At 59.5% G+C, this 20,745-nt stretch carries 19 protein-coding genes and 1 pseudogene; 10 read left to right on the forward strand and 10 right to left on the reverse strand.

The genetic code is table 11. The features are described from left to right. The first annotated feature begins 85 nt into the window (after window positions 1-85). Both BLW24_RS20895 and BLW24_RS20900 read left to right on the forward strand, forming a co-directional pair. Window positions 86-1,039 (forward strand): urea transporter, encoded by a 954-nt coding sequence (locus tag BLW24_RS20895; RefSeq protein ID WP_090386587.1) that lies wholly within the window; start codon window positions 86-88, stop codon window positions 1,037-1,039. A gap of 52 nt (window positions 1,040-1,091) precedes the next feature. Further along, the gene (locus BLW24_RS20900) at window positions 1,092-1,931 is read left to right on the forward strand and encodes an ion transporter (RefSeq protein WP_090386589.1); all 840 of its coding nucleotides are present in this window, start codon (window positions 1,092-1,094) and stop codon (window positions 1,929-1,931) included. A gap of 56 nt (window positions 1,932-1,987) precedes the next feature. Here the strand turns inward: BLW24_RS20900 and argR are convergent, their stop codons facing one another. From argR to BLW24_RS20945, 9 genes are all read right to left on the reverse strand, one after another. After that, window positions 1,988-2,968, reverse strand: coding sequence for a transcriptional regulator ArgR (gene argR, locus BLW24_RS20905; protein ID WP_090386591.1), 981 nt, complete (start codon window positions 2,966-2,968; stop codon window positions 1,988-1,990). 67 nt (window positions 2,969-3,035) lie between these two features. After that, window positions 3,036-3,800: an ABC transporter ATP-binding protein gene (locus BLW24_RS20910; protein ID WP_090386593.1), complete on the reverse strand. Its 765-nt coding sequence runs from the start codon at window positions 3,798-3,800 to the stop codon at window positions 3,036-3,038. Between the two features lie 18 nt (window positions 3,801-3,818). Beyond that, window positions 3,819-4,931: a succinylglutamate desuccinylase/aspartoacylase family protein gene (locus tag BLW24_RS20915; protein WP_090386595.1), complete on the reverse strand. Its 1,113-nt coding sequence runs from the start codon at window positions 4,929-4,931 to the stop codon at window positions 3,819-3,821. A 10-nt stretch (window positions 4,932-4,941) separates the two neighbouring features. After that, on the reverse strand, window positions 4,942-5,640 hold the full coding sequence (locus BLW24_RS20920) for an ABC transporter permease (protein WP_090386598.1): 699 nt from the start codon (window positions 5,638-5,640) through the stop codon (window positions 4,942-4,944). 15 nt (window positions 5,641-5,655) lie between these two features. After that, window positions 5,656-6,345 carry an ABC transporter permease gene (locus BLW24_RS20925; RefSeq protein WP_090386600.1) on the reverse strand — a complete coding sequence of 230 codons (690 nt, stop codon included), beginning with the start codon at window positions 6,343-6,345 and terminating at the stop codon, window positions 5,656-5,658. A gap of 119 nt (window positions 6,346-6,464) precedes the next feature. Further along, window positions 6,465-7,244, reverse strand: a complete 780-nt coding sequence (locus tag BLW24_RS20930) for an ABC transporter substrate-binding protein (protein ID WP_090386602.1) — start codon at window positions 7,242-7,244, stop codon at window positions 6,465-6,467. A 533-nt stretch (window positions 7,245-7,777) separates the two neighbouring features. Beyond that, window positions 7,778-9,733: an acetate--CoA ligase gene (gene acs / locus BLW24_RS20935; protein WP_090386603.1), complete on the reverse strand. Its 1,956-nt coding sequence runs from the start codon at window positions 9,731-9,733 to the stop codon at window positions 7,778-7,780. A gap of 266 nt (window positions 9,734-9,999) precedes the next feature. Then, entirely contained in the window at window positions 10,000-10,896 is an 897-nt protein-coding gene (locus BLW24_RS20940) for a DUF4824 family protein (RefSeq protein WP_090386604.1), read from the reverse strand. Next, window positions 10,893-11,975, reverse strand: a complete 1,083-nt coding sequence (locus tag BLW24_RS20945; RefSeq protein WP_090386606.1) for a DUF2157 domain-containing protein — start codon at window positions 11,973-11,975, stop codon at window positions 10,893-10,895. Before BLW24_RS20945 ends, BLW24_RS20940 begins: the two co-directional genes overlap by 4 nt. A 184-nt stretch (window positions 11,976-12,159) precedes the next feature. On the opposite strand from BLW24_RS20945, the gene BLW24_RS20950 reads away from it, so the two are divergent. The 4 genes from BLW24_RS20950 to BLW24_RS20965 all read left to right on the forward strand — a co-directional run bounded on the left by BLW24_RS20950 (window position 12,160) and on the right by BLW24_RS20965 (window position 14,816). Beyond that, window positions 12,160-12,831 carry a nucleoside deaminase gene (locus BLW24_RS20950; protein WP_244161225.1) on the forward strand — a complete coding sequence of 224 codons (672 nt, stop codon included), beginning with the start codon at window positions 12,160-12,162 and terminating at the stop codon, window positions 12,829-12,831. A gap of 274 nt (window positions 12,832-13,105) precedes the next feature. Further along, window positions 13,106-13,774: a CsgG/HfaB family protein gene (locus BLW24_RS20955; protein ID WP_090386608.1), complete on the forward strand. Its 669-nt coding sequence runs from the start codon at window positions 13,106-13,108 to the stop codon at window positions 13,772-13,774. A gap of 17 nt (window positions 13,775-13,791) precedes the next feature. Then, window positions 13,792-14,148: a DUF4810 domain-containing protein gene (locus tag BLW24_RS20960; protein ID WP_090386610.1), complete on the forward strand. Its 357-nt coding sequence runs from the start codon at window positions 13,792-13,794 to the stop codon at window positions 14,146-14,148. A gap of 5 nt (window positions 14,149-14,153) precedes the next feature. Further along, entirely contained in the window at window positions 14,154-14,816 is a 663-nt protein-coding gene (locus BLW24_RS20965) for a DUF799 domain-containing protein (protein WP_090387819.1), read from the forward strand. A gap of 71 nt (window positions 14,817-14,887) precedes the next feature. On the opposite strand, the gene BLW24_RS20970 is transcribed toward BLW24_RS20965, so the two are convergent. Beyond that, window positions 14,888-16,441: a sigma-54-dependent transcriptional regulator gene (locus BLW24_RS20970; RefSeq protein WP_090386612.1), complete on the reverse strand. Its 1,554-nt coding sequence runs from the start codon at window positions 16,439-16,441 to the stop codon at window positions 14,888-14,890. 258 nt (window positions 16,442-16,699) lie between these two features. Here BLW24_RS20970 and phhA point away from each other — a divergent pair, with 258 nt between their 5' ends. The 4 genes and pseudogenes from phhA (at window position 16,700) to BLW24_RS20990 (ending at window position 20,562) form a co-directional block, all read left to right on the forward strand. Next, window positions 16,700-17,485, forward strand: coding sequence for a phenylalanine 4-monooxygenase (gene phhA / locus BLW24_RS20975; protein ID WP_090386614.1), 786 nt, complete (start codon window positions 16,700-16,702; stop codon window positions 17,483-17,485). A 94-nt stretch (window positions 17,486-17,579) separates the two neighbouring features. Next, window positions 17,580-17,933 carry a 4a-hydroxytetrahydrobiopterin dehydratase gene (locus BLW24_RS20980; RefSeq protein WP_090386616.1) on the forward strand — a complete coding sequence of 118 codons (354 nt, stop codon included), beginning with the start codon at window positions 17,580-17,582 and terminating at the stop codon, window positions 17,931-17,933. Continuing rightward, window positions 17,930-19,126, forward strand: coding sequence for an amino acid aminotransferase (locus tag BLW24_RS20985; protein WP_090386618.1), 1,197 nt, complete (start codon window positions 17,930-17,932; stop codon window positions 19,124-19,126). The genes BLW24_RS20980 and BLW24_RS20985 overlap by 4 nt, the downstream gene beginning before the upstream one ends. A gap of 100 nt (window positions 19,127-19,226) precedes the next feature. Then, window positions 19,227-20,562, forward strand: a pseudogene (locus BLW24_RS20990) (DUF2254 domain-containing protein). Window positions 20,563-20,745 lie beyond the last annotated feature (183 nt).

Here is a 20,745-nt window from a genome sequence, read left to right on the forward strand (position 1 = left end):
TTGCCAGTTTGAAGGCACTCACTGTTCCCGCGGTGGGTGCCTCTTTTTATTCCCCCCCGGTGATCGTTTATTCAGGTTCGTCTGTATGTCGCCATTACCGCTCCCCACCCACGCCCTGCAAGGCTTTCGCGCACTACTTAACGGCTTTAGCCAGATATTTCTGCAAGCCAACCCCGTCTGCGGCTTGCTGATGCTGTTGGCGATTGCCATCGGCGCGCCGCAATTGCTTGGCGGCGCCCTGCTCGGTGGCCTGAGCAGCACACTGACGGCTCAGCGTCGCGGTTATGCCAAGGCAGATATTGAAATTGGCCTGTATGGCTATAACAGGGTGCTGCTGGGCATGCTGATCAGCCTGCAGTTCGCCTGGTCAGCACTGTTGCCGCTGCTGATCATCGTCAGCGCCGGGGCATCCAGCCTGCTGCTGGCCGCCTGGATGCAGCGCATGCGCGAGCGTCAGTGGCTGCCCGCTTTTACCTTCCCCTTTGTTGGTTTGAGCTGGCTGCTGTTATGGCTGGCACCCGTTCTGCAGCTTGAGCTGGCCCCGGCCATCCCAAGCCAGGCGAAGCCGCTCGACTGGTGGGCCAGCCTGATCGCCATGGCGCGCGGCTTGGGTCAGGTGATTTTTCTCGATCAGCCGTTGGCCGGCGTTTGTCTGCTGCTCGGCCTGCTGCTGGCGGACAGACGCGCCGCCTGCTGGGCGCTGCTCGGCTCAACAGGCGGACTGGCGCTGGCGTTGTATCAAGAGTTGCCGCAGCACAGCGCGTTGACCGGTCTGTACGGCTATAACGCTACCCTGGCGGCCATCGCGCTCAGCCAGGTACACCGCCGCCCCTGGTTACCGGCTCTCGGTATCGCCTTGGCGCTGGTGCTGCAACCCGGTTTTAGCGCACTGGGCCTGCCAGCCCTGACCATGCCGTTTATCCTCACCTGCTGGCTGGTCAGTGCCACCCAGCGTCTGCTGCGCAAAGCCGCGGCCGACTGCACACCGCCGCTACCCAACAAAGGTAAAGGCTTGCATCACCGCAACAAAACTCCCTAGGCTGCCTCCTCACGTTATCAGCGAACACCGCATACGGAGCAGCCAGAGCATCATGGATACGCCGCAGAACCTGCGTCAGCAGCTGTACAGCATCATCTTCCACACTGACACGCCAAGCGGGCAGCGCTTCGACCGTTATCTACTGCTAACCATTATGGCCAGCCTGGTGGTGGTGATGCTCGACAGCGTCGACAGCGTGCACAGCCAGTACGCGGGGCTGCTGGCGAGTATTGAATGGGGCTTTACCGCGTTGTTCGCCATCGAGTACCTGGTGCGCCTGTACTGCTCACCAAAACCACTGCGCTACGCTTTCAGCTTCTTCGGCCTGATTGACCTGCTGGCGATCCTGCCGGGCATCCTCGCCCTCTTCTATGCCGACGCCCAATACCTGCTGATCATCCGGGTGATCCGCATGCTGCGGGTCTTTCGCGTACTCAAGCTCAGCCCCTACCTACGCCAGGCCAATTTCCTGCTGACAGCACTGCGCGGCAGCAAACAGAAGATCATTGTGTTCTTTGCCTGTATCGCCATTCTGGTCACGGTGTTCGGCACGCTGATGTATGTGATTGAAGGCCCCGTACACGGCTTTACCAGCATTCCCAAGGGCATCTACTGGGCCGTAGTCACCCTGACCACCGTCGGCTTTGGCGATATCGTGCCGAGAACCCCACTGGGCCAAGCGCTGTCGACCCTTGTGATGATCACCGGCTACTCGATTATCGCCGTACCCACTGGCATCTTCACCGCCGAACTGGCCAACGCCATGCGCGGCGGCGACCAGCTGATTCATGACTGCCAAAGCTGCGCCAAAAACACCCACGAACACGGCGCCGCCTTCTGTACCCGCTGCGGTAACCCACTGTTTCCGCGGCAAGCCGATAAATCCGAGTAATACCAGGCCAATAAAAACCGCAGCGAGCTGCGGTTTTTTATGCGCGTTAAGTCAAGTCAGCCACGTTCGATCGGCGTAGAAGTCAGCTCAAATGGGCTGTTGCTGCGCCGCTGGTTGCGGTCTTCACGCGGCGTGGCACCGAAGAAGTTGCGGTAGGCGCTGGAGAAGTGCGGGCCGGAGGAGAAACCGCATGACAGGCCGATCTGGATGATCGACTTGCTGGTTTGCATCAGCAACTGGCGCGCCTTGTTCAGACGCAGTTCCAGGTAGTACTGGCTGGGTACGCGGTTGAGGTATTGCTTGAAGATGCGTTCCAGTTGACGGCGCGAGACACACACGTGTTGAGCAATTTCGTCGGAGGTCAGCGGCTCTTCGATATTGGCCTCCATCAGCAGCACGGCCTGGGTCAGCTTCGGGTGGCTGGAGCCCAGACGATTCTGCAACGGAATACGCTGACGCTCGCCACCCTCGCGAATACGCTCGACCACCAGCTCTTCGCTCACCGCACCGGCCAGTTCGGCGCCGTGATCACGGGCCAGCAAGGCCAGCAGCAGATCAAGCACGGCCATACCGCCACAGGCGCTCAGGCGATCACGGTCCCAGTCAAATAGATGGCTGGTGGCGATCACCTTGGGGAAACGCTCGCTGAAATCATCCTGCCAGCGCCAGTGCACCGAAGCACGGTAGCCATCAAGCAAGCCCAGCTGCGCCAGCGGATAGACTCCGGCGGCAATCGCACCGATCACGCAACCGCCACGCACCAGTTGCTTGAGCGCGCCGGAGAGTACCGCTGGCATCGGCCCTGGTGGCTCGTCGGCGAGCAGAAAGAGCTTCTGGCAGCCTTCCAGCTTGCCCACCCAGGACTCCCCCGGAAGCCGCCATGCACCTTCAAGCGGTGCTTCAGCCTGCAGAAACAGCAGCTCGTAGACCACCTCGGGGTGGACGCGCTGGGCTACGCGCAGCGCTTCTTCCGCTAAGGCCAGGGTCAGGGGCTTGGTGGTGGGCCAAAGCAGGAAGCCAATTCGGTGGGCATTCATGGGGGGCAGTTTAGGCTCTGTTGGCGATTATGGGCATAGCGCGGGTGCGTGCAGATGTTGCCGCGGGTTATTTGAGACTGCCAGAGAGAAACTGTTGCAGACGTACGGATTGCGGATTGGCCAGCACTTCTTTCGGGCAGCCACGCTCTTCCACCACGCCTTTATGGAGGAACACCAACTGGTTGGACACTTCACGGGCAAAGCCCATTTCATGGGTCACCACCACCATGGTGCGGCCTTCCTGCGCCAGGTCCTGCATGACTTTCAGTACTTCACCGACCAATTCCGGGTCCAGCGCCGAGGTCGGTTCGTCAAACAGCATCACCTCAGGCTCCATGGCCAGGGCACGGGCAATCGCCACACGCTGCTGCTCGCCGCCGCTCATGTGCGCCGGGTAGGCATCTTTACGATGGGCCACGCCAACCTTGTTCAGGTAGTACTCGGCTTTTTCCAGGGCGTCCTTTTTACTCATACCGAGCACGTGTACCGGAGCTTCCATGACGTTTTCCAATACGTTCATGTGCGACCACAGGTTGAAGTGCTGAAACACCATGGACAGGCGCGAACGCATGCGCTGCAGCTGCTTGGGATCAGCGGCTTTCAGGCCGCCGTCCTTATTGGCCACCAGTTTCAGCTCTTCGTTGTTGAGCAGAATCTTGCCGCCGTGAGGCTGCTCCAGCAGGTTGATGCAACGCAGGAAGGTACTCTTGCCCGAGCCGCTGGAGCCGATGATGCTGATCACATCGCCGGCCTTGGCCGCCAGTGACACGCCTTTCAATACTTCGTGGCTGCCGTAGCGCTTGTGCAGATCCTGAACTTCAAGTTTGTACATGGTTTCCACTCTCTTGAATCAGTCGCTGAGCAAGCGACCCTGGCGAATAGGGGTACGACCGGCCACCTTGGCCAACCACAAACCGGGCTGAGCAAAGCGCAACCGCTCGCGTGCATAGAGCACACCATCTGTAACGGCACAGACAGTTGTGTGGCGATCATCCAGAGGATCGATCACTTCAAACAAGGGGTCACCGGCCTTAACTTGCGCACCCACCGGCTGCAGAAAACTCACCACCCCGGCATGCGGGGCATAGGCGTATTGCGCGCCATCAAACGGCGTGGCCTCGCAGCTTTCGGCGGGCGCGGGCGGCCAGTCACCGGCAATCAGGCCCTGTTCGGCGAGGAACGCCAGAATGCTTTCGGCACTGGCCTCGGCGTCGGGTTTGCCGGTATCGGCCATGCCGCCCAACTCGACTGTTACTGCCAGGCAAGCCAACGGCACAGCCGCCTGAGGAAATTGCCGGGCCAGATGCACCCAGGGCAAAGCACAGGCTTCATCGAATGAGCTGCCGCCGGAATCCTCGACGGTCAGCGCCGCACCGGCCTGCATCCGTGCAGCCAGCGAGCGCAGTTGCGGCCACTGCTGTGGCAGCAGGTACAGGTGCACTGCCGCATCAAAATCACAGTGCAGATCGAGCACCACATCGGCATCGCAGGCATGTTTCAGCAGCAGGCGCTGCAAGCCTTGCAGTTCAGAGCCGGCTGGCGGCAAGGCCTCCAGTGCAGCGAGCATGGCCGTGCGAATCAGTCGCACATTACTCGGGCCGTCACTGCCCAGGCAGCCCTCCAGCGCCGGCACGATGGCGGCAGCCAGGTCAAAGAAATCGCGGTTGAAGTTCTTCCCGCTGCCCATCTCAAAACGGCCCTGATGGGTCGCCTGGAACATCTGCCCCAGGCCAATCGGGTTGGCCACGGGCACCAGCTCGATCACCCCAGTCAAACGCCCCTGGGCTTCCAGCTGGCGCAAGCGGCGCTTGAGTTCAACCGCCACGCGCATGCCCGGCAACTCATCAGCATGCAGCGAGGCCTGGATATAAGCCTTGCACGGCCCCTGGCCGAAGCGGAAGACACTCAAGCGGCGTTCGGTGCCGGGGCAGCCCCAAGGCAGTGGATGATCGATACGCTGCATGCTCTGTTCCTCAGGCCTTGCGCGGGGCCAGGTAGGCCAGCCAGCGGCGTTCGGCCAGCTTGAACAGGCGTACAAGGATAAAGGTCAGGCACAGGTAGAACAGGCCGGCAGTGATAAACGCCTCGAACGGCAGGTAGTACTGCGAGCTGACGGTACGTGCTGCGCCGGTGATGTCGATCAGGGTGACGATCGAGGCCAGCGATGTGGTGTGCAGCATCATGATCACTTCGTTGCTGTACTGCGGCAGTGCGCGGCGCAGCGCCGAGGGCAGCAGGATGCGGCGATACAGTTTGACGCGCGACATACCCATGGCCTTGGCGGCCTCGATCTCACCATGCGGCGTGGCCTTGAGGCTGCCTGCGAGAATCTCCGCGCTATAGGCGCTGGTGTTGATGGCAAATGCCAGGCAGGCGCAGAAGGTCGCGCTGGAGAAATACGGCCACAGCACGCTCTCACGCACAGTTTCGAACTGCGCCAAGCCGTAATAGATGAGAAACAGCTGCACCAGCATCGGTGTGCCGCGAATCACGTAGGTGTAAAGCCAGGCCGGAAAGTTGACCAGGGCCGACTTGGAGACACGCATCAAACCCAGAGGGATGGCCAGGGCCAGACCGCACGCCAGGGAAATCAGCAGAATTTTCAGGGTGACCAGTACGCCGCCAAAGTACAGCGGCAGGTTCTCCAGAATTACGTTGTAGTCAAAAATCATCGCTGCGCTCCCCGCTTACAGATCAGCGGCTTTGATGCCGACCGAGTAACGTTTTTCCAGGTAACGCAAAGCCAGCAGCGACACGCTGGTCAGCACCAGATACAGGGCCGCAACGGCCAGGTAGAAGGTGAATGGCTCACGGGTGGCATCGGCAGCACTTTTTGCCTTGAACATCATGTCCTGCAGACCGACCACGGAAATCAGTGCGGTAGCCTTGGTCAGCACCAGCCAGTTGTTGGTGAACCCAGGAATGGCGAAGCGAATCATCTGCGGCACCAGGATGCGGAAGAACACCTGTATGCCACTCATACCGTAAGCCGCACCGGCTTCGGCCTGACCTTTGGGGATGGCCATAAAAGCCCCACGAAAGGTCTCCGACAGGTAAGCACCAAAGATAAAACCCATGGTGAACACGCCGGCAATAAAGGGGTTGATGTCGATGTAGTCGTCATAGCCGAGCATCGGCGCCAGACGGTTAACCATATCCTGACCGCCGTAGAAGATCAGCAGGATCAGCACCAGGTCGGGAATCCCGCGGATGACCGTGGCGTAGGTTTCACCCAGCAGCGCCAGCCACTTGATCGGCGACAGGCGAAACGCCGCACCCAGAAGCCCTAACACGATGGCCACTGCCATCGACGTCAACGCCAGAATCAGGGTGAGCCAGGCACCCTCTAGAATGGTCGAGCCGTAGCCGTTGAGCATGCTCTGCTTACCTCATGCAAACGCAGGGCGGCGCCTGGGAGTACAACGGGAAAGTGGCGCAAGCTTCAGGGTATAGCCAGCTTGCGCCACTTTCAGTGAAAGCGACTGAGCGAACTCAATCAGTCGCCGTAGACGTTGAAGTCGAAGTACTTGTCTTGCAGTTCCTTGTACTTACCGTTGGCGCGAATGGCATCAATGGCGTTGCTGATCTTGTCCGCCAGCTCCTTGTCGCCCTTGCGCACGGCGATACCGGCGCCGTGGCCGTAGTACTTCTCTTGGGTGAAGTCCGGGCCTACCAGGGCGAAGCCTTTGCCTGCGTCAGTCTTGATAAAGCCTTCGTCGATATTGACCACGTCGGCCAGGGTCGCGTCTATACGACCGGAAGCCAGGTCGAGGAAAGCTTCGTTCTGCGAGCTGTAACGCACGACTTCAACGCCTGCTGGCTCGAACTCATCACTGGCATGACGATCGTAGATCGACGAGCGCTGCACACCGACTTTCTTGCCCTTGAGGTCGACCAGTGGATCGTTGATCACGGTGCCGGCCTTCATCGCCAGCTTGCCCGGAGTGTGGTAGTACTTCTTGGTGAAATCGACCGACTTCAAGCGGTCTTCGGTGATGCTCATGGACGACAGCACGGCGTCGAACTTGCGCACTTTCAGGGCTGGGATCAGGCCGTCGAATTCCTGCTCGATCCATTTGCATTCCACTTTCATCTCTTCGCACAGGGCGACGCCGATGTCGTAGTCAAAACCGCTGATAGCACCTTCAGGGGTTTTGAAGGCGAACGGCGGGTAAGCCGCTTCGATACCGATACGCAGAGGCTTAGCCTCTTCAGCCATGGCCAGCGGCGACAGCATGGACAGCGCCAGTGCGCCGAGAAGTGCAATCTTCTTCATTTTGTGACTCCTTCGAATGGGAATGGCATCGGTTGGCAGAGATTGTTCGGGTATGCATCCAGCCTTGCATGAATTGTAGCGAGTCACCGCCAAGCTGCGCGCTGCGCGCAGCGCAGAAGCCAGACGGCCCCAGCCGGGTGAGCGGCATTCTAGCGACAGCTCGAAAGTCGATATTTCTTCAATGCGACAAGTAATTACAAAAGGCCCGGACGGGTATAGCGAGGATATTGACAGCCCCTGGGCTTTATGCAGAGACAGAAAAGACAGTTAACCATTGGTTAAAGCAATTAACGCGCCCATCTTTAACAAAGCCTTTATTTTCGCGGCCTGATGGCGGTTTTTATTTTCACAGCTACACCGAACAATGCGCCATCCTGGCGCAAAACGTTCCCGCACACCCCATAAAAGTGCGCGTTGTTACGCCTAAGTGACAAGTAAATACTCAGATGAAAATCGATAACACCACACAAAGCACAACGCCCTGCCCGGCTTGTGGCCGGACAGGGCGTTGCTTACAGGCGCTTCAACCGAAATCAGGCAGCCTGCATCTCACGGTGAGTGTCGATAAGGTGCTGCACCACGCCAGGATCGGCCAGCGTGGAGATGTCGCCGAGTGCATCGTATTCGGCGGTTGCGATCTTGCGCAGGATACGGCGCATGATCTTGCCCGAGCGGGTTTTCGGCAGGCCTGGGGCCCACTGAATCACGTCCGGTGAGGCAATCGGACCGATTTCCTTGCGCACCCAGTTTTTCAACTCCTGGCGCAATTGCTCGGATGGCTGCTCGCCGCCATTCAAGGTGACATAGACATAGATGCCCTGCCCTTTGATGTCATGCGGCACACCAACCACGGCGGCCTCGGCAACTCTCGGATGAGCAACCATGGCGCTTTCGATCTCGGCTGTGCCCATACGGTGGCCCGACACATTGAGTACATCGTCAACCCGACCGGTAATCCAGTAGTAACCATCTTCATCGCGGCGCGCACCGTCACCGGTGAAGTACATGCCTTTGAAGGTCTTGAAGTAGGTGTCGACGAAGCGGTCATGATCGCCGTACAGAGTCCGCGCCTGACCTGGCCAGGAATCGATGATCACCAGATTGCCTTCGGCAGCGCCTTCGATCAGGTTGCCGAGGTTGTCCACCAGCGCCGGCTGCACACCGAAGAACGGACGGGGCGCCGAACCTGGTTTGAGCGCAGTAGCGCCCGGCAGTGGGCTGATCAGGATGCCGCCAGTTTCGGTCTGCCACCAGGTATCGACAATCGGGCAACGCTCTTTGCCGACAGTCTTGTAGTACCAGCTCCAGGCTTCCGGGTTGATCGGCTCACCGACCGAGCCGAGCAGGCGCAAACTTGAGCCATCGGCACCGGCCACCGCCGCATCGCCCTGGGCCATCATGGCGCGGATCGCCGTCGGCGCGGTGTAAAGGATATTGACCTTGTGCTTGTCGATGATCTTCGACACACGGGTAATGTCCGGACAGTTCGGGATGCCCTCGAACAGCAGCGTCGTCGCACCATTGGCCAGCGGGCCGTAAACGATGTAGCTGTGGCCGGTAACCCAGCCCACATCGGCGGTGCACCAGTAGATGTCGCCTGGCTTGTAGTCAAACACCCGCTCATGGGTCAACGCGGCATACACCAGATACCCGCCAGTGGTGTGCTGCACGCCTTTCGGCTTACCGGTGGAGCCTGAGGTGTAAAGGATAAACAGCGCCTCTTCGGCGCCCATTTCTTTCGGCGCGCAATGGCTGGACGCCACGGCCATCAGGTCTTCGTACCAGATGTCGCGGTGCTGGTTCCACTTGATCGGGCTACCGGTGCGCTTGCAGACAATCACTTTCTGCACACTGCTGGTTTCCGGGTTGGTCAGAGCGTCATCAACGTTGGCTTTCAGTGGGGTTTTCTTGCCGCCGCGCAGGCCTTCATCGGCGGTGATCACCACCTTGGACTGGCAGTCGATGATACGGCCGGCCAGTGCTTCCGGGGAGAAACCACCGAACACCACCGAGTGGATTGCGCCAATGCGGGTACAGGCCAGCATCGCTACCACCGCCTGCGGAATCATCGGCATATAGATGGTGACTACGTCACCGCGGTGCACATCCTGGCCACGCAGGGCGTTGGCGAATTTGCACACCTGCTCATGCAGCTGGCGGTAGGTGATTTCCTCGTGCTCGGACGGGTCATCACCTTCCCAGATAATCGCTACCTGATCGCCACGCTCTTCCAGGTGACGGTCCAGGCAGTTGTAGGACACGTTGAGGGTGCCATCGGCAAACCACTTGATGTCGACGTGGTGATCATCGAAGGAGGTCTGTTTGACCTTGGTGAACGGCTTGATCCAGTCCAGGCGCTGAGCTTGCTCACGCCAGAAACCGTCAGGGTTGATCACCGACTGCTGGTACATGGCTTTATAGGTGGCTTCATCAGTCAGCGACTGGGCCGCCACCTCAGGGCGCACGGGATACAAGGACGCAGCACTCATCAGAAACGCCTCAGTGGGTAGTTGTTGTTCTATGCGCCATTTTGTAGCCAGGCCCCCACCTTTGAGCCATTCGACCATGGTCTTAACGCTCTACGACCATGGTTGCAGAGGTAAATCGCACGCAAAAAAAGGCGGTCATCTGACCGCCCACCCAAATCATTCCAGGGAGAGGAATGGAGAAACGCTTGCATCCAAACCACGCAGGATTGGAACGCCGCCACTCTCGCCCAACACACTGTGCCGAGCTATTGCACCTTGGTCGTAGGCTACGGCGCGTTCACCTGCCGAGCACTTAAGTCAACAAACCAGGGCTCCAGCCTCCGGCCGAAGGCAACATCAGCAGTAAACAGTTTCTGATCACTCAGATAATCAACTGCGAGCTGCTCATTCTGCTGCGGCAGGCTGTCGAACGTCGCATGCCAGCGCTGCGGCAGATTCAGGCTCTGCACCCCAGGGGTTTCGGCCGAACCGCCGAGTTGCCAAGTCCAGCGCTGGTTATTCGGGCGCGGGTCATCGCCCTTTCCATCCCAGTCAGTCGCCACGCTGCTGGCCTGCACCTCGATGATGCTGCGCACAATGGCGTAGCGCGTACGATCCGGGTAACGCGCGCGCAGTACCTGCTGATCCATTCCGACATCGACCACCAGCAAGCGACTGGCGCACCGCCGCTCATAGTCCAGCGCATTAGCAGCATGCTGGGCCGCCTCGTGCAGCTCTTTGCTGTCCGGCACCGACTTCTGCAGGCGCAAAGCCTCGGCATGAGCGGCAGCCATCAGCGCGACTTCACGCTGATAGGCTGGGCCATCGAGCTCCAACACCAGCAACGCATCACGGTCCAGCTGACGACGATAGCGCCGCACTGTCTGCTCGTTCAGTTCAGTGGGTACATGGAAGCCCAGCTCTGCCATCTTCTCGGCACTGATCGACAGGTAGTAGTGATCATCATCCGCCTGGCTCGGCCAGCGGTAATCCAGACGCAGCGCCAAGCTGCTGTTGTCCTTGCGCCAATAGGCGTAGGTCGCGGCAAGCTCGCGCTCGGACAGTTGCAGGCGGCTGTCTTCAGGCGGCTGGCGATTCCAGGCCACACCCGCCAGGACGATGGCGTTGACCACGCCAATCAGCACCAGACCGGCAACCAGATAACCTGCACGCACCCCGTTCATTGCCCACCTCCCAGCAAGCCATGGCGGCTACGCAGACGCCGCAGCACCAGCAGAATCAGCAGAATCAGCACTGCACTCAGGCCCAGCACCAGGAAGAACAGGTACTTGGGCATGCTCTCCCACCACCAGTCGAACAGCTTGGTGTAGAGAAAAATCACAAAGAAACTCAGCCCGGTGTTCACCACATCCGCCCAGCCACGGCGCACGCCTAGCCAGATCACCAGCGCCGCGAGGATAAAGCCGCCGATATGGTAGGCATTCTCGAGGTATTCGGGCGGATAGTCGAAGTAACTGCCGCCCCCCCAGTGCGCCAGCACCAGTACCGGGACAAACACCCCGAGCAGGCCAAATATCCGGTAGATCACGGCAAAGCCATCGAAACGGCGCTGATCAATCAGCAGTGGCAACGTAAAGATCAGCAGCGCTGGCAGGATGAAGTTTTCCGGCCGCTGAGCAAACCCCAGCCAGTAGATGCCATCCCAGCTACCGATTCGCGCCGCGACAAAAGCCAGCAAACAGCTAAGCCCGGCCGCCAGTAGCAGGCGCGCACCACAGGCATAGGCCAGCAACAGCGCGTAGAGCGCCCAGGGCAGCAAGGCGTTGTTCGAGGGAGTGATATTGAAGATCTGCCCAAGCATGACGATGTTCAGCACAAAGCAGGTAAAGGCCACCAGTGCCGCCAACTTGCTGAAGTAGCCCGAGCTATCGAGGCGTTGCACCCACAGCGTCAAACCGAACGAGGCGATGCTCGCGGTCAGCAGAATCGCCACCTGGCTCCGGGTACCGAACACCCCCCAGAATTGATAGAACAGAAAAAACACACTGGCCGCCAACGCCAGCGCGCCAAGAAACGAGGCGATACGCATGCCCAATGACAGCTGCCGGGCCTGGATGTCGTGATCAATATCGAAGGCCGCCAGGTAGCTGTTGAGCAGCTGTTGCTGGTAGCCATGCAGACTGGCGCGCTGGCTGTCACTCAGGCGCAACACTTGCTCGGCCTCAAGGCGCGCCAATTCGCGGTTGAAAACGCCGATGTCATCGGCACGTCGCTGGGCATCACTGCGGTTTATGTTGGGCATGGCAATCCTTGCTGCGAGTCCATAAGGTCATAAGCTGATCAGCACACTCTAGCGCTAAAGTTTCGGCGGTGGGCTGACCCAATAGACTGTTTGTATACGCGAATAACCCCCGCGGCCAGAGCCCCTCCTACAAACAACATCTCCACGACTAAACTGCCCTGGGCATTTAGCTCACAGAAACCCGATGAAAAGCGCATACGCTGATCTGCTGCAACACGCCCCTCCCAGCCAAAAACCAGCCGACACCTGGGCCAGGCTCTGCTGTGAACAGGCGCTGTGGGCAGTGGAGCAAGGCTGCTATGGCTTAGGCGCGGTGCTGGTTAACCAGAACCAGGAGCGGCTGTGCAGCGCGCGCAATAAAGTATTTGTCGATGGCCACTACAACAGCGCCGCTCACGCCGAAATGCTGCTCCTCGATCAACTGGAAGCTGAATACCCAGAGCAGGACCGCAGCGCCCTCACCCTGTACGTCAGCCTGCAACCTTGCCTGATGTGCTACGGCCGCATTCTGCTGGCTGGTATCACCCGTGTGCGTTACCTGGCTCGTGACAAGCCAGGAGGCTTTAACGGCAAACACCTTCCCGCAGCCTGGGCAGAGCTGGCCGCATCCACCTACACCTCGATGCATCGGATGGCTACTGGATCAAACTGGCTGCGCAGGCGATCAGCACGCTACAAGACCGTCAGACGCTGCGTGAGCGCGTGGTTGCTGCCTGGAGTGGCGAGCCGAAAGCCTAAGCCGTCCGCAGAGTTGCCAGCACTGACTCAAATATCGCCATTAACACCCGCAAGACTCCGTGCGTGTGCTCCTGTCTCTGCAATATGGGCTCCTGATACGGATATACCGGCTGAATAATGAAGCGATAACACAGCTCATCACGCTGCAACGAGACACATAACATCAAATAGCCAGCATTTCTGGCAAAGCGCTCTGATGCCGATTAGAATCGCCGCCGCAGGACGCGCCCCCCCCCCCACCTTTTGGACTTACCGTCATGGATAAACTTATGCCGTCATTCGCACTCAGCACATGCTGCGGCAAACGCTCCCAGCGTTAGCACCATGCGAAACTCCTTGACGCCTCCCGGCCCGTTGCTGCTTTCCCTGTCTATTAATTCAATGAGATTCGTATGAACAAAATCATCACTGCCAGCCTCGCAGGCTTGCTTGTAATACTCAGCGGCTGCGCCACTGAACAATCGCGCACCCTGGAAGTTGCAAAAGTCACCACCGCCAGCAGCCACTACAGCGGCCCACGCAGCCCGATTGCCGTAGGCAAGTTCGATAACCGCTCCAGCTATATGCGCGGCATCTTCACTGACAATGTTGACCGCCTCGGTGGCCAGGCCAAAACTATTCTGATCACTCATTTGCAGCAATCGAACCGCTTCAATGTGCTCGACCGCGACAACCTAGCCGAACTGCAACAGGAATCGGGCTTTTCCAAACAGGTTCAGCAGGTGCGTGGGGCAAACTTTGTCGTCACCGGTGATGTAACCGAGTTTGGCCGTAAAGAAGTAGGTGATCACCAGCTTTTTGGCATTCTCGGGCGCGGCAAGCAGCAGATCGCCTATGCCAAGGTCAACCTGAATATCGTCGATGTACTGACATCCGAAGTCGTCTATTCCGCTCAGGGCGCGGGCGAATACAGCCTGTCCAACCGGGAGATCGTTGGTTTCGGTGGCACAGCCAGCTATGACTCGACGCTCAACGGCAAAGTACTGGATCTGGCGATTCGTGAAGCCGTGAACAATCTGGTCAGTGGCGTTGATAGCGGCGCTTGGCGACCAGCCAAGTGAGCACGGAGAAATTGCCCATGAACCTCACTCGTCGCGCACTTTCTCTAGCCGCCTTGGTTGCCGCAATCACTCTGGGCGGCTGCGTGTCTCAGCCGCAGCCGCTCTATTACTGGGATGGTTATCAGCAGCAGGTTTACCAGCGTTTCGAGAGCACCAGCAGCGCTGAAGAGCAGATTGCAGCCCTTGAAGAAAGCCTGCAAAAAGCCCGCGCTGCGGACCGTGCTCTGCCGCCTGGCTTCCACGCTCATCTCGGCATGCTCTATGCCGAAATCGGCAAAGCCGATCAAGTGCGCCAGCAATTCGAGACCGAGAAAACCCTGTTCCCCGAGTCCGCCCAGTACATGGACTTCCTCATGCGTAAATTTGCCAAGTGATCAGCATGCCTTTTCTAAACCCACTTCAAGCGCTCGCCGCACTGGTTTGTGCCGCGCTATTGGCTGGTTGTGTCACGCAACAGCCCTACGATTACAGTGCATTCAAAGAAAGCAGCCCAGCCTCTATCCTGGTTCTGCCGCCAGTTAACAAGTCACCAGATGTCAAAGCGTCCTACAGCGTTTACTCGCATATCACGCTGCCTTTGAGTGAGGCTGGCTACTATGTGTTGCCTGTCGCTGTGGTCGATGAAACCTTCAAGCAGAATGGCCTGATGAATGCGGATGAAATCCGCGAGGTTTCGCCGAAGAAACTTCACGAGATTTTTGCCGCGGATACAGTGCTGTATATCGACGTCACCGAATACGGCAGCAGCTACATGATCATCAGCAGCGAGGTTGCGGTCGCGGCTACAGCAACGCTGGTCGATCTACGCAGCGGCAAGGAACTGTGGAAAGGCGTCGCACGGGCCAGCACAGCCGAGCAGCAACAAAACAGCGGCGGCGGATTGGCGGGTATTTTGATCACCGCACTGGTCAACCAGGTGGTGAACACCTTGAGTGATCGTGGTCATGAAATCGCCGGCATCGCCAGTAACCGTCTGCTTTCGAGCAATCCGGTGAATGGCATTCTGCCTGGACCAAGAGCGCGGCCAACTACACCTCGCTAAAGCATCTAGATGCCAAGCCCCTACGCTGCAGTGGCGGGACTTGGCATCGTCAAGCGCAGCGCCTGGCTGCGCTACTCCTTGCCCAGCCCATGCTGACGCAGCTTGTTGGCAATAGTGGTGTGCGACACGCCAAGGCGCTTGCCCAGCTGACGGCTGCTCGGGTGGTCGTGGAACAGCCGCTCCAGCACGGCTTTTTCGAAACGACCGAGAATTTCATCCAGCCCGCCTTCCACGGAAAACTCGCCCAGCGGCTGCGGCGCGCCGTAGTCCGGCAGGCGGATATGTTCGCCCTTGACCAACCCGCCATCGCACAGGGAAACGGCCTGAAACAGCACGTTTTCCAACTGACGCACGTTACCCGGCCAGTGGTAGTGGCCGAGCTTGTCCAGCACCTGCGGCGCGAGTTTGGGCAGCGGGCAACCAATCTGCCGGCTGGCCTGATCGAGAAAATGCTCCACCAGCGGCGGCAGGCCATCCAGGCATTCGCGCAGCGGCGGGATATGCAGGCTGAGTACGTTGAGGCGGTGGTACAGATCCTGACGGAACTCGCCCTTGGCACACAGCTCGGACAGATCCACCTGAGTGGCGCAGATCACCCGCACATCCAGGTACACCTCCTCGTCACTGCCCACGCGGCGGAAGCAGCCATCCTGCAGAAAACGCAGCAGCTTGGCTTGCAAACGCGGGCTCATCTCGCCGACACCATCGAGAAACAGCGTGCCGCCGGCCGTCAGTTCCAGCAGGCCGAGTTTGCCTTCCGGGCGCGCGCCTTCGAAGGCACCAGGGCCGTAGCCAAACAGCTCGGTTTCGGCCATGGACTCCGGCAAACCGGCGCAGTTCAGCGCCATAAACGGCGACTGCCCGCGCGGACTGGCCAGGTGACAGGCGCGCGCCAGCAACTCCTTGCCGGTGCCGGTTTCGCCCTCGATCAGCAGAGGCGCATCCAGCGGCGCCATACGCCGCGCTTCGCGCACCACAGCGGCCATTACTTTGGAGCTCTGAAAGATCGAATCGAAGCCGCGCAGCTCCTGCTTGCGCACGTTGTAGATGCGCTCACCCACACGATCCGCGCGGTGCAAGGTCAACACCGCACCGGCCATGGCATCACTCTCCTCATGCTCGGTTTGCAGCGGCGCGATATCGGCGAGAAACACATCGCCTTTCACTTTCACCCGCAAGCCATTGATCCGCGACTTGTTGGCGCGCACCAGCTCGGGCAGGTCGAAATCCTCGGCATAACGCGACAGCGGAATCCCCGGTACTTCATCCACCCGTACGCCAAGCAACTGTGCCGCGCTGCGGTTGGCAGCAACGATGGAGCCGCCCATATCGATCGACAGCACTGGGAAGTCCAGCGCGCCGAGCAGAGCATTCAACTCCAGATGACGGCGCTCGCTGGGCATCAGACCGACACGCTTGACGCCGAACACCCCGGAAATCGCCTCGAACTTGGGCCGCAGCGATTGGAACTGCAGGTTGATCAGGTTCGGGCAGTGCAGGTAGATGGCGTTGCCCTGCTCGCCACCGACCTCGCCACGAGCAACGTTGATGCCGTATTCGACCAGCAGGTTTAGGATGTCGCGCAGGATGCCAATTCGGTTCTGGCAGTGGACTTTGATACGCATGGCAGGGCTCTGATCAGGCTTCTTATTAGGCCGCTGCGTGAAAAAATCGACACTGGCGGCGGATTATTCGTCAAGAATATGTGACAGATTAGCGCAGCAGCAAGACGATAGTTCGCCGCGCCGCCGACCACGTAACCATTTCTTTACGAAATAACGACCCTTTCCTCCCGCATCAGATCCAGGCCTGGGCTGCATAACCGCACGGGCTGGCGTATTCCTGAATCAAATAAAACAACAAAGCCCCAGCAGGAGGCAGCGATGAAGAGCACGCAATACCTGGCTCGCGAACCGGATGACAGTGGCTTTATCCATTACCCGGAGGCCGAGCATCAGGTGTGGAATACCCTGATCATTCGCCAGCTCAAGGTGATCGAGGGTCGCGCCTGCCAGGAATACCTGGATGGCATCGAGCAACTCGGTCTACCCCATGAGCGTATTCCGCAGCTCGGTGAGATCAACCAGGTGCTGCAAGCTACCACTGGCTGGCGCGTGGCGCGGGTGCCGGCGCTGATTCCCTTCCAGACCTTCTTCGAACTGCTGGCCAGCAAGCAATTCCCGGTCGCGACCTTTATCCGCACGCCTGAGGAGCTGGACTACCTGCAGGAGCCGGACATCTTCCACGAGATCTTTGGCCACTGTCCGCTGCTGACCAACCCCTGGTTCGCCGAATTCACCCACACCTACGGCAAACTCGGCTTAGCGGCGAGCAAGGAAGAGCGCGTGTACCTGGCGCGCCTGTACTGGCTGACCATCGAGTTCGGCCTGCTCGACACCAGCCAGGGTCAGCGGATTTACGGCGGCGGCATTCTCTCTTCGCCGAAAGAAACCCTCTACTGCCTGTCCGATACGCCGCAGCACCTGGCTTTTGATCCGATCGAGGCCATGCGCACGCCCTATCGCATCGATATCCTGCAGCCACTGTATTTCGTCCTGCCCGAACTCAAGCGCCTGTTCGAACTGGCCCACGAAGACATCATGGCCATGGTGCAGCAAGCCATGCGTCTGGGTTTACATGCGCCGAAGTTTCCGCCGAAAGCGGCGTAACGTGGACATGCCGCAGGGCGCACTCATCACGCCCGCACACGGTGGACAAGCTGCGCATGTCCACCCTACAAGATCTTATATTCAGGAGAACCCCATGAGCCTTGCCCAAGCCCAATGCGAAGCCTGCCGCGCCGATGCACCAAAAGTCAGCGATGAAGAGCTGGCCGAACTGATCCGCGAAATCCCGGACTGGAATATCGAAGTGCGTGGCGACCATATGGAGCTGGAGCGGGTGTACCTGTTCCGCACCTTCCGCCATGCCCTGGCCTTTACCAACGCGGTCGGCGCAATTGCCGAGGAAGTCGGCCACCACCCGGCGCTGCTTACCGAATGGGGCAAGGTCACCGTGACCTGGTGGAGCCATGAGATGCGCGGCCTGCACCGTAACGACTTCATCATGGCCGCACGTACCGATGTGCTGGCTGCAGGTGCCGAGGGCCGCAAGTGAGCCATTTCCAGAGCATCAACCGCGTGCCGGGCGACCCGATTCTCGGCCTGATGGACGCCTACCGCGCTGACCGCAACCCAGCCAAGCTCGACCTCGGCGTGGGTGTGTACAAGGACGCCCAAGGCCTGACCCCAATTCCGCGCGCGGTAAAGCTCGCCGAACAGCGGCTGGTGGAAAGCGAAACCACCAAGAGTTATATCGGCGGCCATGGCGACCCACTGTTTGCCAGCCTGCTCAGCCAGCTTGTGCTGGGTGTGGACAGCCCGCTGCTGGCCGAACGAGCTGGTACCACCCAGACACCTGGCGGCACCGGTGCGCTGCGCCTGTGCGCGGACTTCATCGCCCAGTGCCTGCCGGGCCGTGGCATTTGGCTGAGTGACCCGACCTGGCCGATCCACGAAAGCATCTTTGCTGCCGCTGGCCTGCGCGTTGGTCATTACCCCTATGTCGGCGCGGACAACCAGCTGAATGTCGAGGCGATGATTGCCGCCCTCGCCCACGTGCCCAAGGGCGACGTGGTGCTGCTGCACGCCTGCTGCCACAACCCGACCGGTTTCGACCTCACCCCGCGAGACTGGAAGCGCGTGCTGGAAGTGGTCAAAGCTCGCGAGCTGCTGCCGCTGATCGATTTTGCCTACCAGGGTTTTGGTGATGGCCTGGAGCAGGACGCCTTTGCCGTGCGCCTGTTTGCCGCCGAGCTGCCCGAACTGCTGATCACCAGTTCCTGCTCGAAGAATTTCGGTCTGTACCGCGAGCGCACTGGCGCACTGATCGTCTGCGCAGAGACTGCGACAAAGCTGCAGGACGTACGCAGCCAGCTGGCGTTTATCGCGCGAAACCTCTGGTCCACCCCGCCAGCCCATGGCGCGGCAGTGGTTGCCAACATCCTGGCTGACAGTGAACTGCACAGTCTTTGGGTCAGCGAACTGGACGCCATGCGCCAGCGCGTCGCCAGCCTGCGCGCCGGCCTGATTGAAGCCCTGCAACCGTATGGCCTGAGTGAGCGCTTTGTGCATATCGCAGTGCAACGAGGGATGTTTTCCTATACCGGCCTCTCGCCGGTTCAGGTGCAGCGCCTGCGCGATGAGTTCAGTGTGTATATGGTCGGCTCAGGCCGGGCGAATATGGCCGGGTTGGACGCCGAGCGCCTGGATCAGCTGGCCAGCGCCATTTCGCGCGTTTGCAGCGACTGACGCCTACCTGAGCCCTGCAGCGGTAGCTCCAGGGCTCAGGTAGCAGCATGTGCCGACAAGCTTGCTATAGTCGCCGCACGCCCATCGCGCCGAGACGACCGTGCCCCGCTTGTTGAATTTTGCCTTTCGCCTGTACCAGCGCATCTTGCACAGCCTGGCCCTCTACCCGACGCTGATCGCATCGGGCTTCTTCGTTCTGTGCCTGCTGAGCATGAGCATCGAGTACCAACCCTGGATGATGTCGCTCAAAGCTGAGATTGATGTCGGCCTGGTGCGCAATGCCGACAATGCCCGCTTGGTTCTCGGCACCCTGGTCGGCGGCATCCTGTCGCTGATGGTGTTCAGTTTCTCCATGGTCATGGTGGTGCTCAACAATGCCGCCGCCGCGCTGTCACCACGCGTGGTGCCAGGCCTGATCAGCGACAAGAGCCATCAGAAGCCCCTGGGCTTCTACCTCGGCACCATCCTCTTCTCGCTGCTGCTGATCACCACAATTGAACAGAACCACTCGACCCAGGTGCCCAGCCTCGGCGTGCTGATGGCATTGGCGATGGGCATCGCCTGCCTCGGCCTGTTTGTGCATTTCATCCACTCGATTTCCCGCTCGATTCAGGTGGAGTACATCCTCAACAATCTGTACCACACCACCCTGGCCAAACTCGCCGCGCGCGAAGCCAAGCTGGCCGCCATCGACAATCTGCCCAACTGGCCAGATGAGCAAAACTGGCAGGAGGTCTGCGCGCAACGCAGCGGTTATTTCAAAGAGCTCAACGTCAACACGATCAACAGCATCCTGTGCGATGCACGATCTGCGCATGACCGTGCTGATCCACCGCGGCGTCTTCGTGATGAGTGGCCGGCCGCTGTTCAAGCTCGACCGTGAGGTCGATTCAACAGTCAGCGATGCGCTGCTCGACTGCTTCGATTTCTTTCTCGAAGAATACGCCCATACCCACTACCTGTTTGGCTGCACACAGATGTCGGAAATCGCCGTCAAGGCGCTCAGTCCCGGCATCAACGACCCCGGCACAGCGATTACCGCCATCGACCTGCTCAGCGTGTTGCTCAGCAAGCGCCTGGCGTTGCCGGACCTGGATGTCACCCTGGCAGACGATAACCTGCCTCGCCTGCTGCATTACGAACTCTCGCTGGATGAGCTGCTGCAACAGGTGTTCGGGCCCATTCGCCACTACGGTTGCAGTGATGTCAGTGTGCTGCTCGGTTTGCTGCAGGCCTTCAAGAACCTGCTCTACCAGCCACTGCGTGCAGCGCAGAAAACCGATCTGCTGCGGCATGTGCGCAGCGTGCAGGAAACTGCCGATCAGCATCTGAGCAACAGCCGTGATCGCCAAGCCATCAATCAACTACTGGAACGGATCAACCAGACCGGTTCAACTCAGGAGCCTGTCGCACTGCTTGCCATACCGAGCGCTTGAAACAGCAACAAGCAACCTTCACACGGCTCGCGATAGCCTGGCAAAACGGCGAAGAATCAGGCGTTGGCCACGAACAGTATTGGTGCAACACGGCTTTTCAGCGCCCTTTGTGCCCACACAAGCGCTACCTGAAAAAATCAAAAGACCGTTTATCTATAAAATTAATCTTTTAAAAACAATAGC

The organism is Pseudomonas anguilliseptica (assembly GCF_900105355.1).
GTDB lineage: Bacteria > Pseudomonadota > Gammaproteobacteria > Pseudomonadales > Pseudomonadaceae > Aquipseudomonas > Aquipseudomonas anguilliseptica.

What these genes read in the sequence shown, in the direction of transcription:
- BLW24_RS20895 (WP_090386587.1), top strand. Translation starts at nt 86, where the DNA reads ATGTCGCCATTACCGCTCCCCACCCACGCCCTGCAAGGCTTTCGCGCA.
- BLW24_RS20900 (WP_090386589.1), top strand. Translation starts at nt 1,092, where the DNA reads ATGGATACGCCGCAGAACCTGCGTCAGCAGCTGTACAGCATCATCTTC.
- argR (WP_090386591.1), bottom strand. Translation starts at nt 2,968, where the DNA reads ATGAATGCCCACCGAATTGGCTTCCTGCTTTGGCCCACCACCAAGCCC.
- BLW24_RS20910 (WP_090386593.1), bottom strand. Translation starts at nt 3,800, where the DNA reads ATGTACAAACTTGAAGTTCAGGATCTGCACAAGCGCTACGGCAGCCAC.
- BLW24_RS20915 (WP_090386595.1), bottom strand. Translation starts at nt 4,931, where the DNA reads ATGCAGCGTATCGATCATCCACTGCCTTGGGGCTGCCCCGGCACCGAA.
- BLW24_RS20920 (WP_090386598.1), bottom strand. Translation starts at nt 5,640, where the DNA reads ATGATTTTTGACTACAACGTAATTCTGGAGAACCTGCCGCTGTACTTT.
- BLW24_RS20925 (WP_090386600.1), bottom strand. Translation starts at nt 6,345, where the DNA reads ATGCTCAACGGCTACGGCTCGACCATTCTAGAGGGTGCCTGGCTCACC.
- BLW24_RS20930 (WP_090386602.1), bottom strand. Translation starts at nt 7,244, where the DNA reads ATGAAGAAGATTGCACTTCTCGGCGCACTGGCGCTGTCCATGCTGTCG.
- acs (WP_090386603.1), bottom strand. Translation starts at nt 9,733, where the DNA reads ATGAGTGCTGCGTCCTTGTATCCCGTGCGCCCTGAGGTGGCGGCCCAG.
- BLW24_RS20940 (WP_090386604.1), bottom strand. Translation starts at nt 10,896, where the DNA reads ATGAACGGGGTGCGTGCAGGTTATCTGGTTGCCGGTCTGGTGCTGATT.
- BLW24_RS20945 (WP_090386606.1), bottom strand. Translation starts at nt 11,975, where the DNA reads ATGCCCAACATAAACCGCAGTGATGCCCAGCGACGTGCCGATGACATC.
- BLW24_RS20950 (WP_244161225.1), top strand. Translation starts at nt 12,160, where the DNA reads ATGAAAAGCGCATACGCTGATCTGCTGCAACACGCCCCTCCCAGCCAA.
- BLW24_RS20955 (WP_090386608.1), top strand. Translation starts at nt 13,106, where the DNA reads ATGAACAAAATCATCACTGCCAGCCTCGCAGGCTTGCTTGTAATACTC.
- BLW24_RS20960 (WP_090386610.1), top strand. Translation starts at nt 13,792, where the DNA reads ATGAACCTCACTCGTCGCGCACTTTCTCTAGCCGCCTTGGTTGCCGCA.
- BLW24_RS20965 (WP_090387819.1), top strand. Translation starts at nt 14,154, where the DNA reads ATGCCTTTTCTAAACCCACTTCAAGCGCTCGCCGCACTGGTTTGTGCC.
- BLW24_RS20970 (WP_090386612.1), bottom strand. Translation starts at nt 16,441, where the DNA reads ATGCGTATCAAAGTCCACTGCCAGAACCGAATTGGCATCCTGCGCGAC.
- phhA (WP_090386614.1), top strand. Translation starts at nt 16,700, where the DNA reads ATGAAGAGCACGCAATACCTGGCTCGCGAACCGGATGACAGTGGCTTT.
- BLW24_RS20980 (WP_090386616.1), top strand. Translation starts at nt 17,580, where the DNA reads ATGAGCCTTGCCCAAGCCCAATGCGAAGCCTGCCGCGCCGATGCACCA.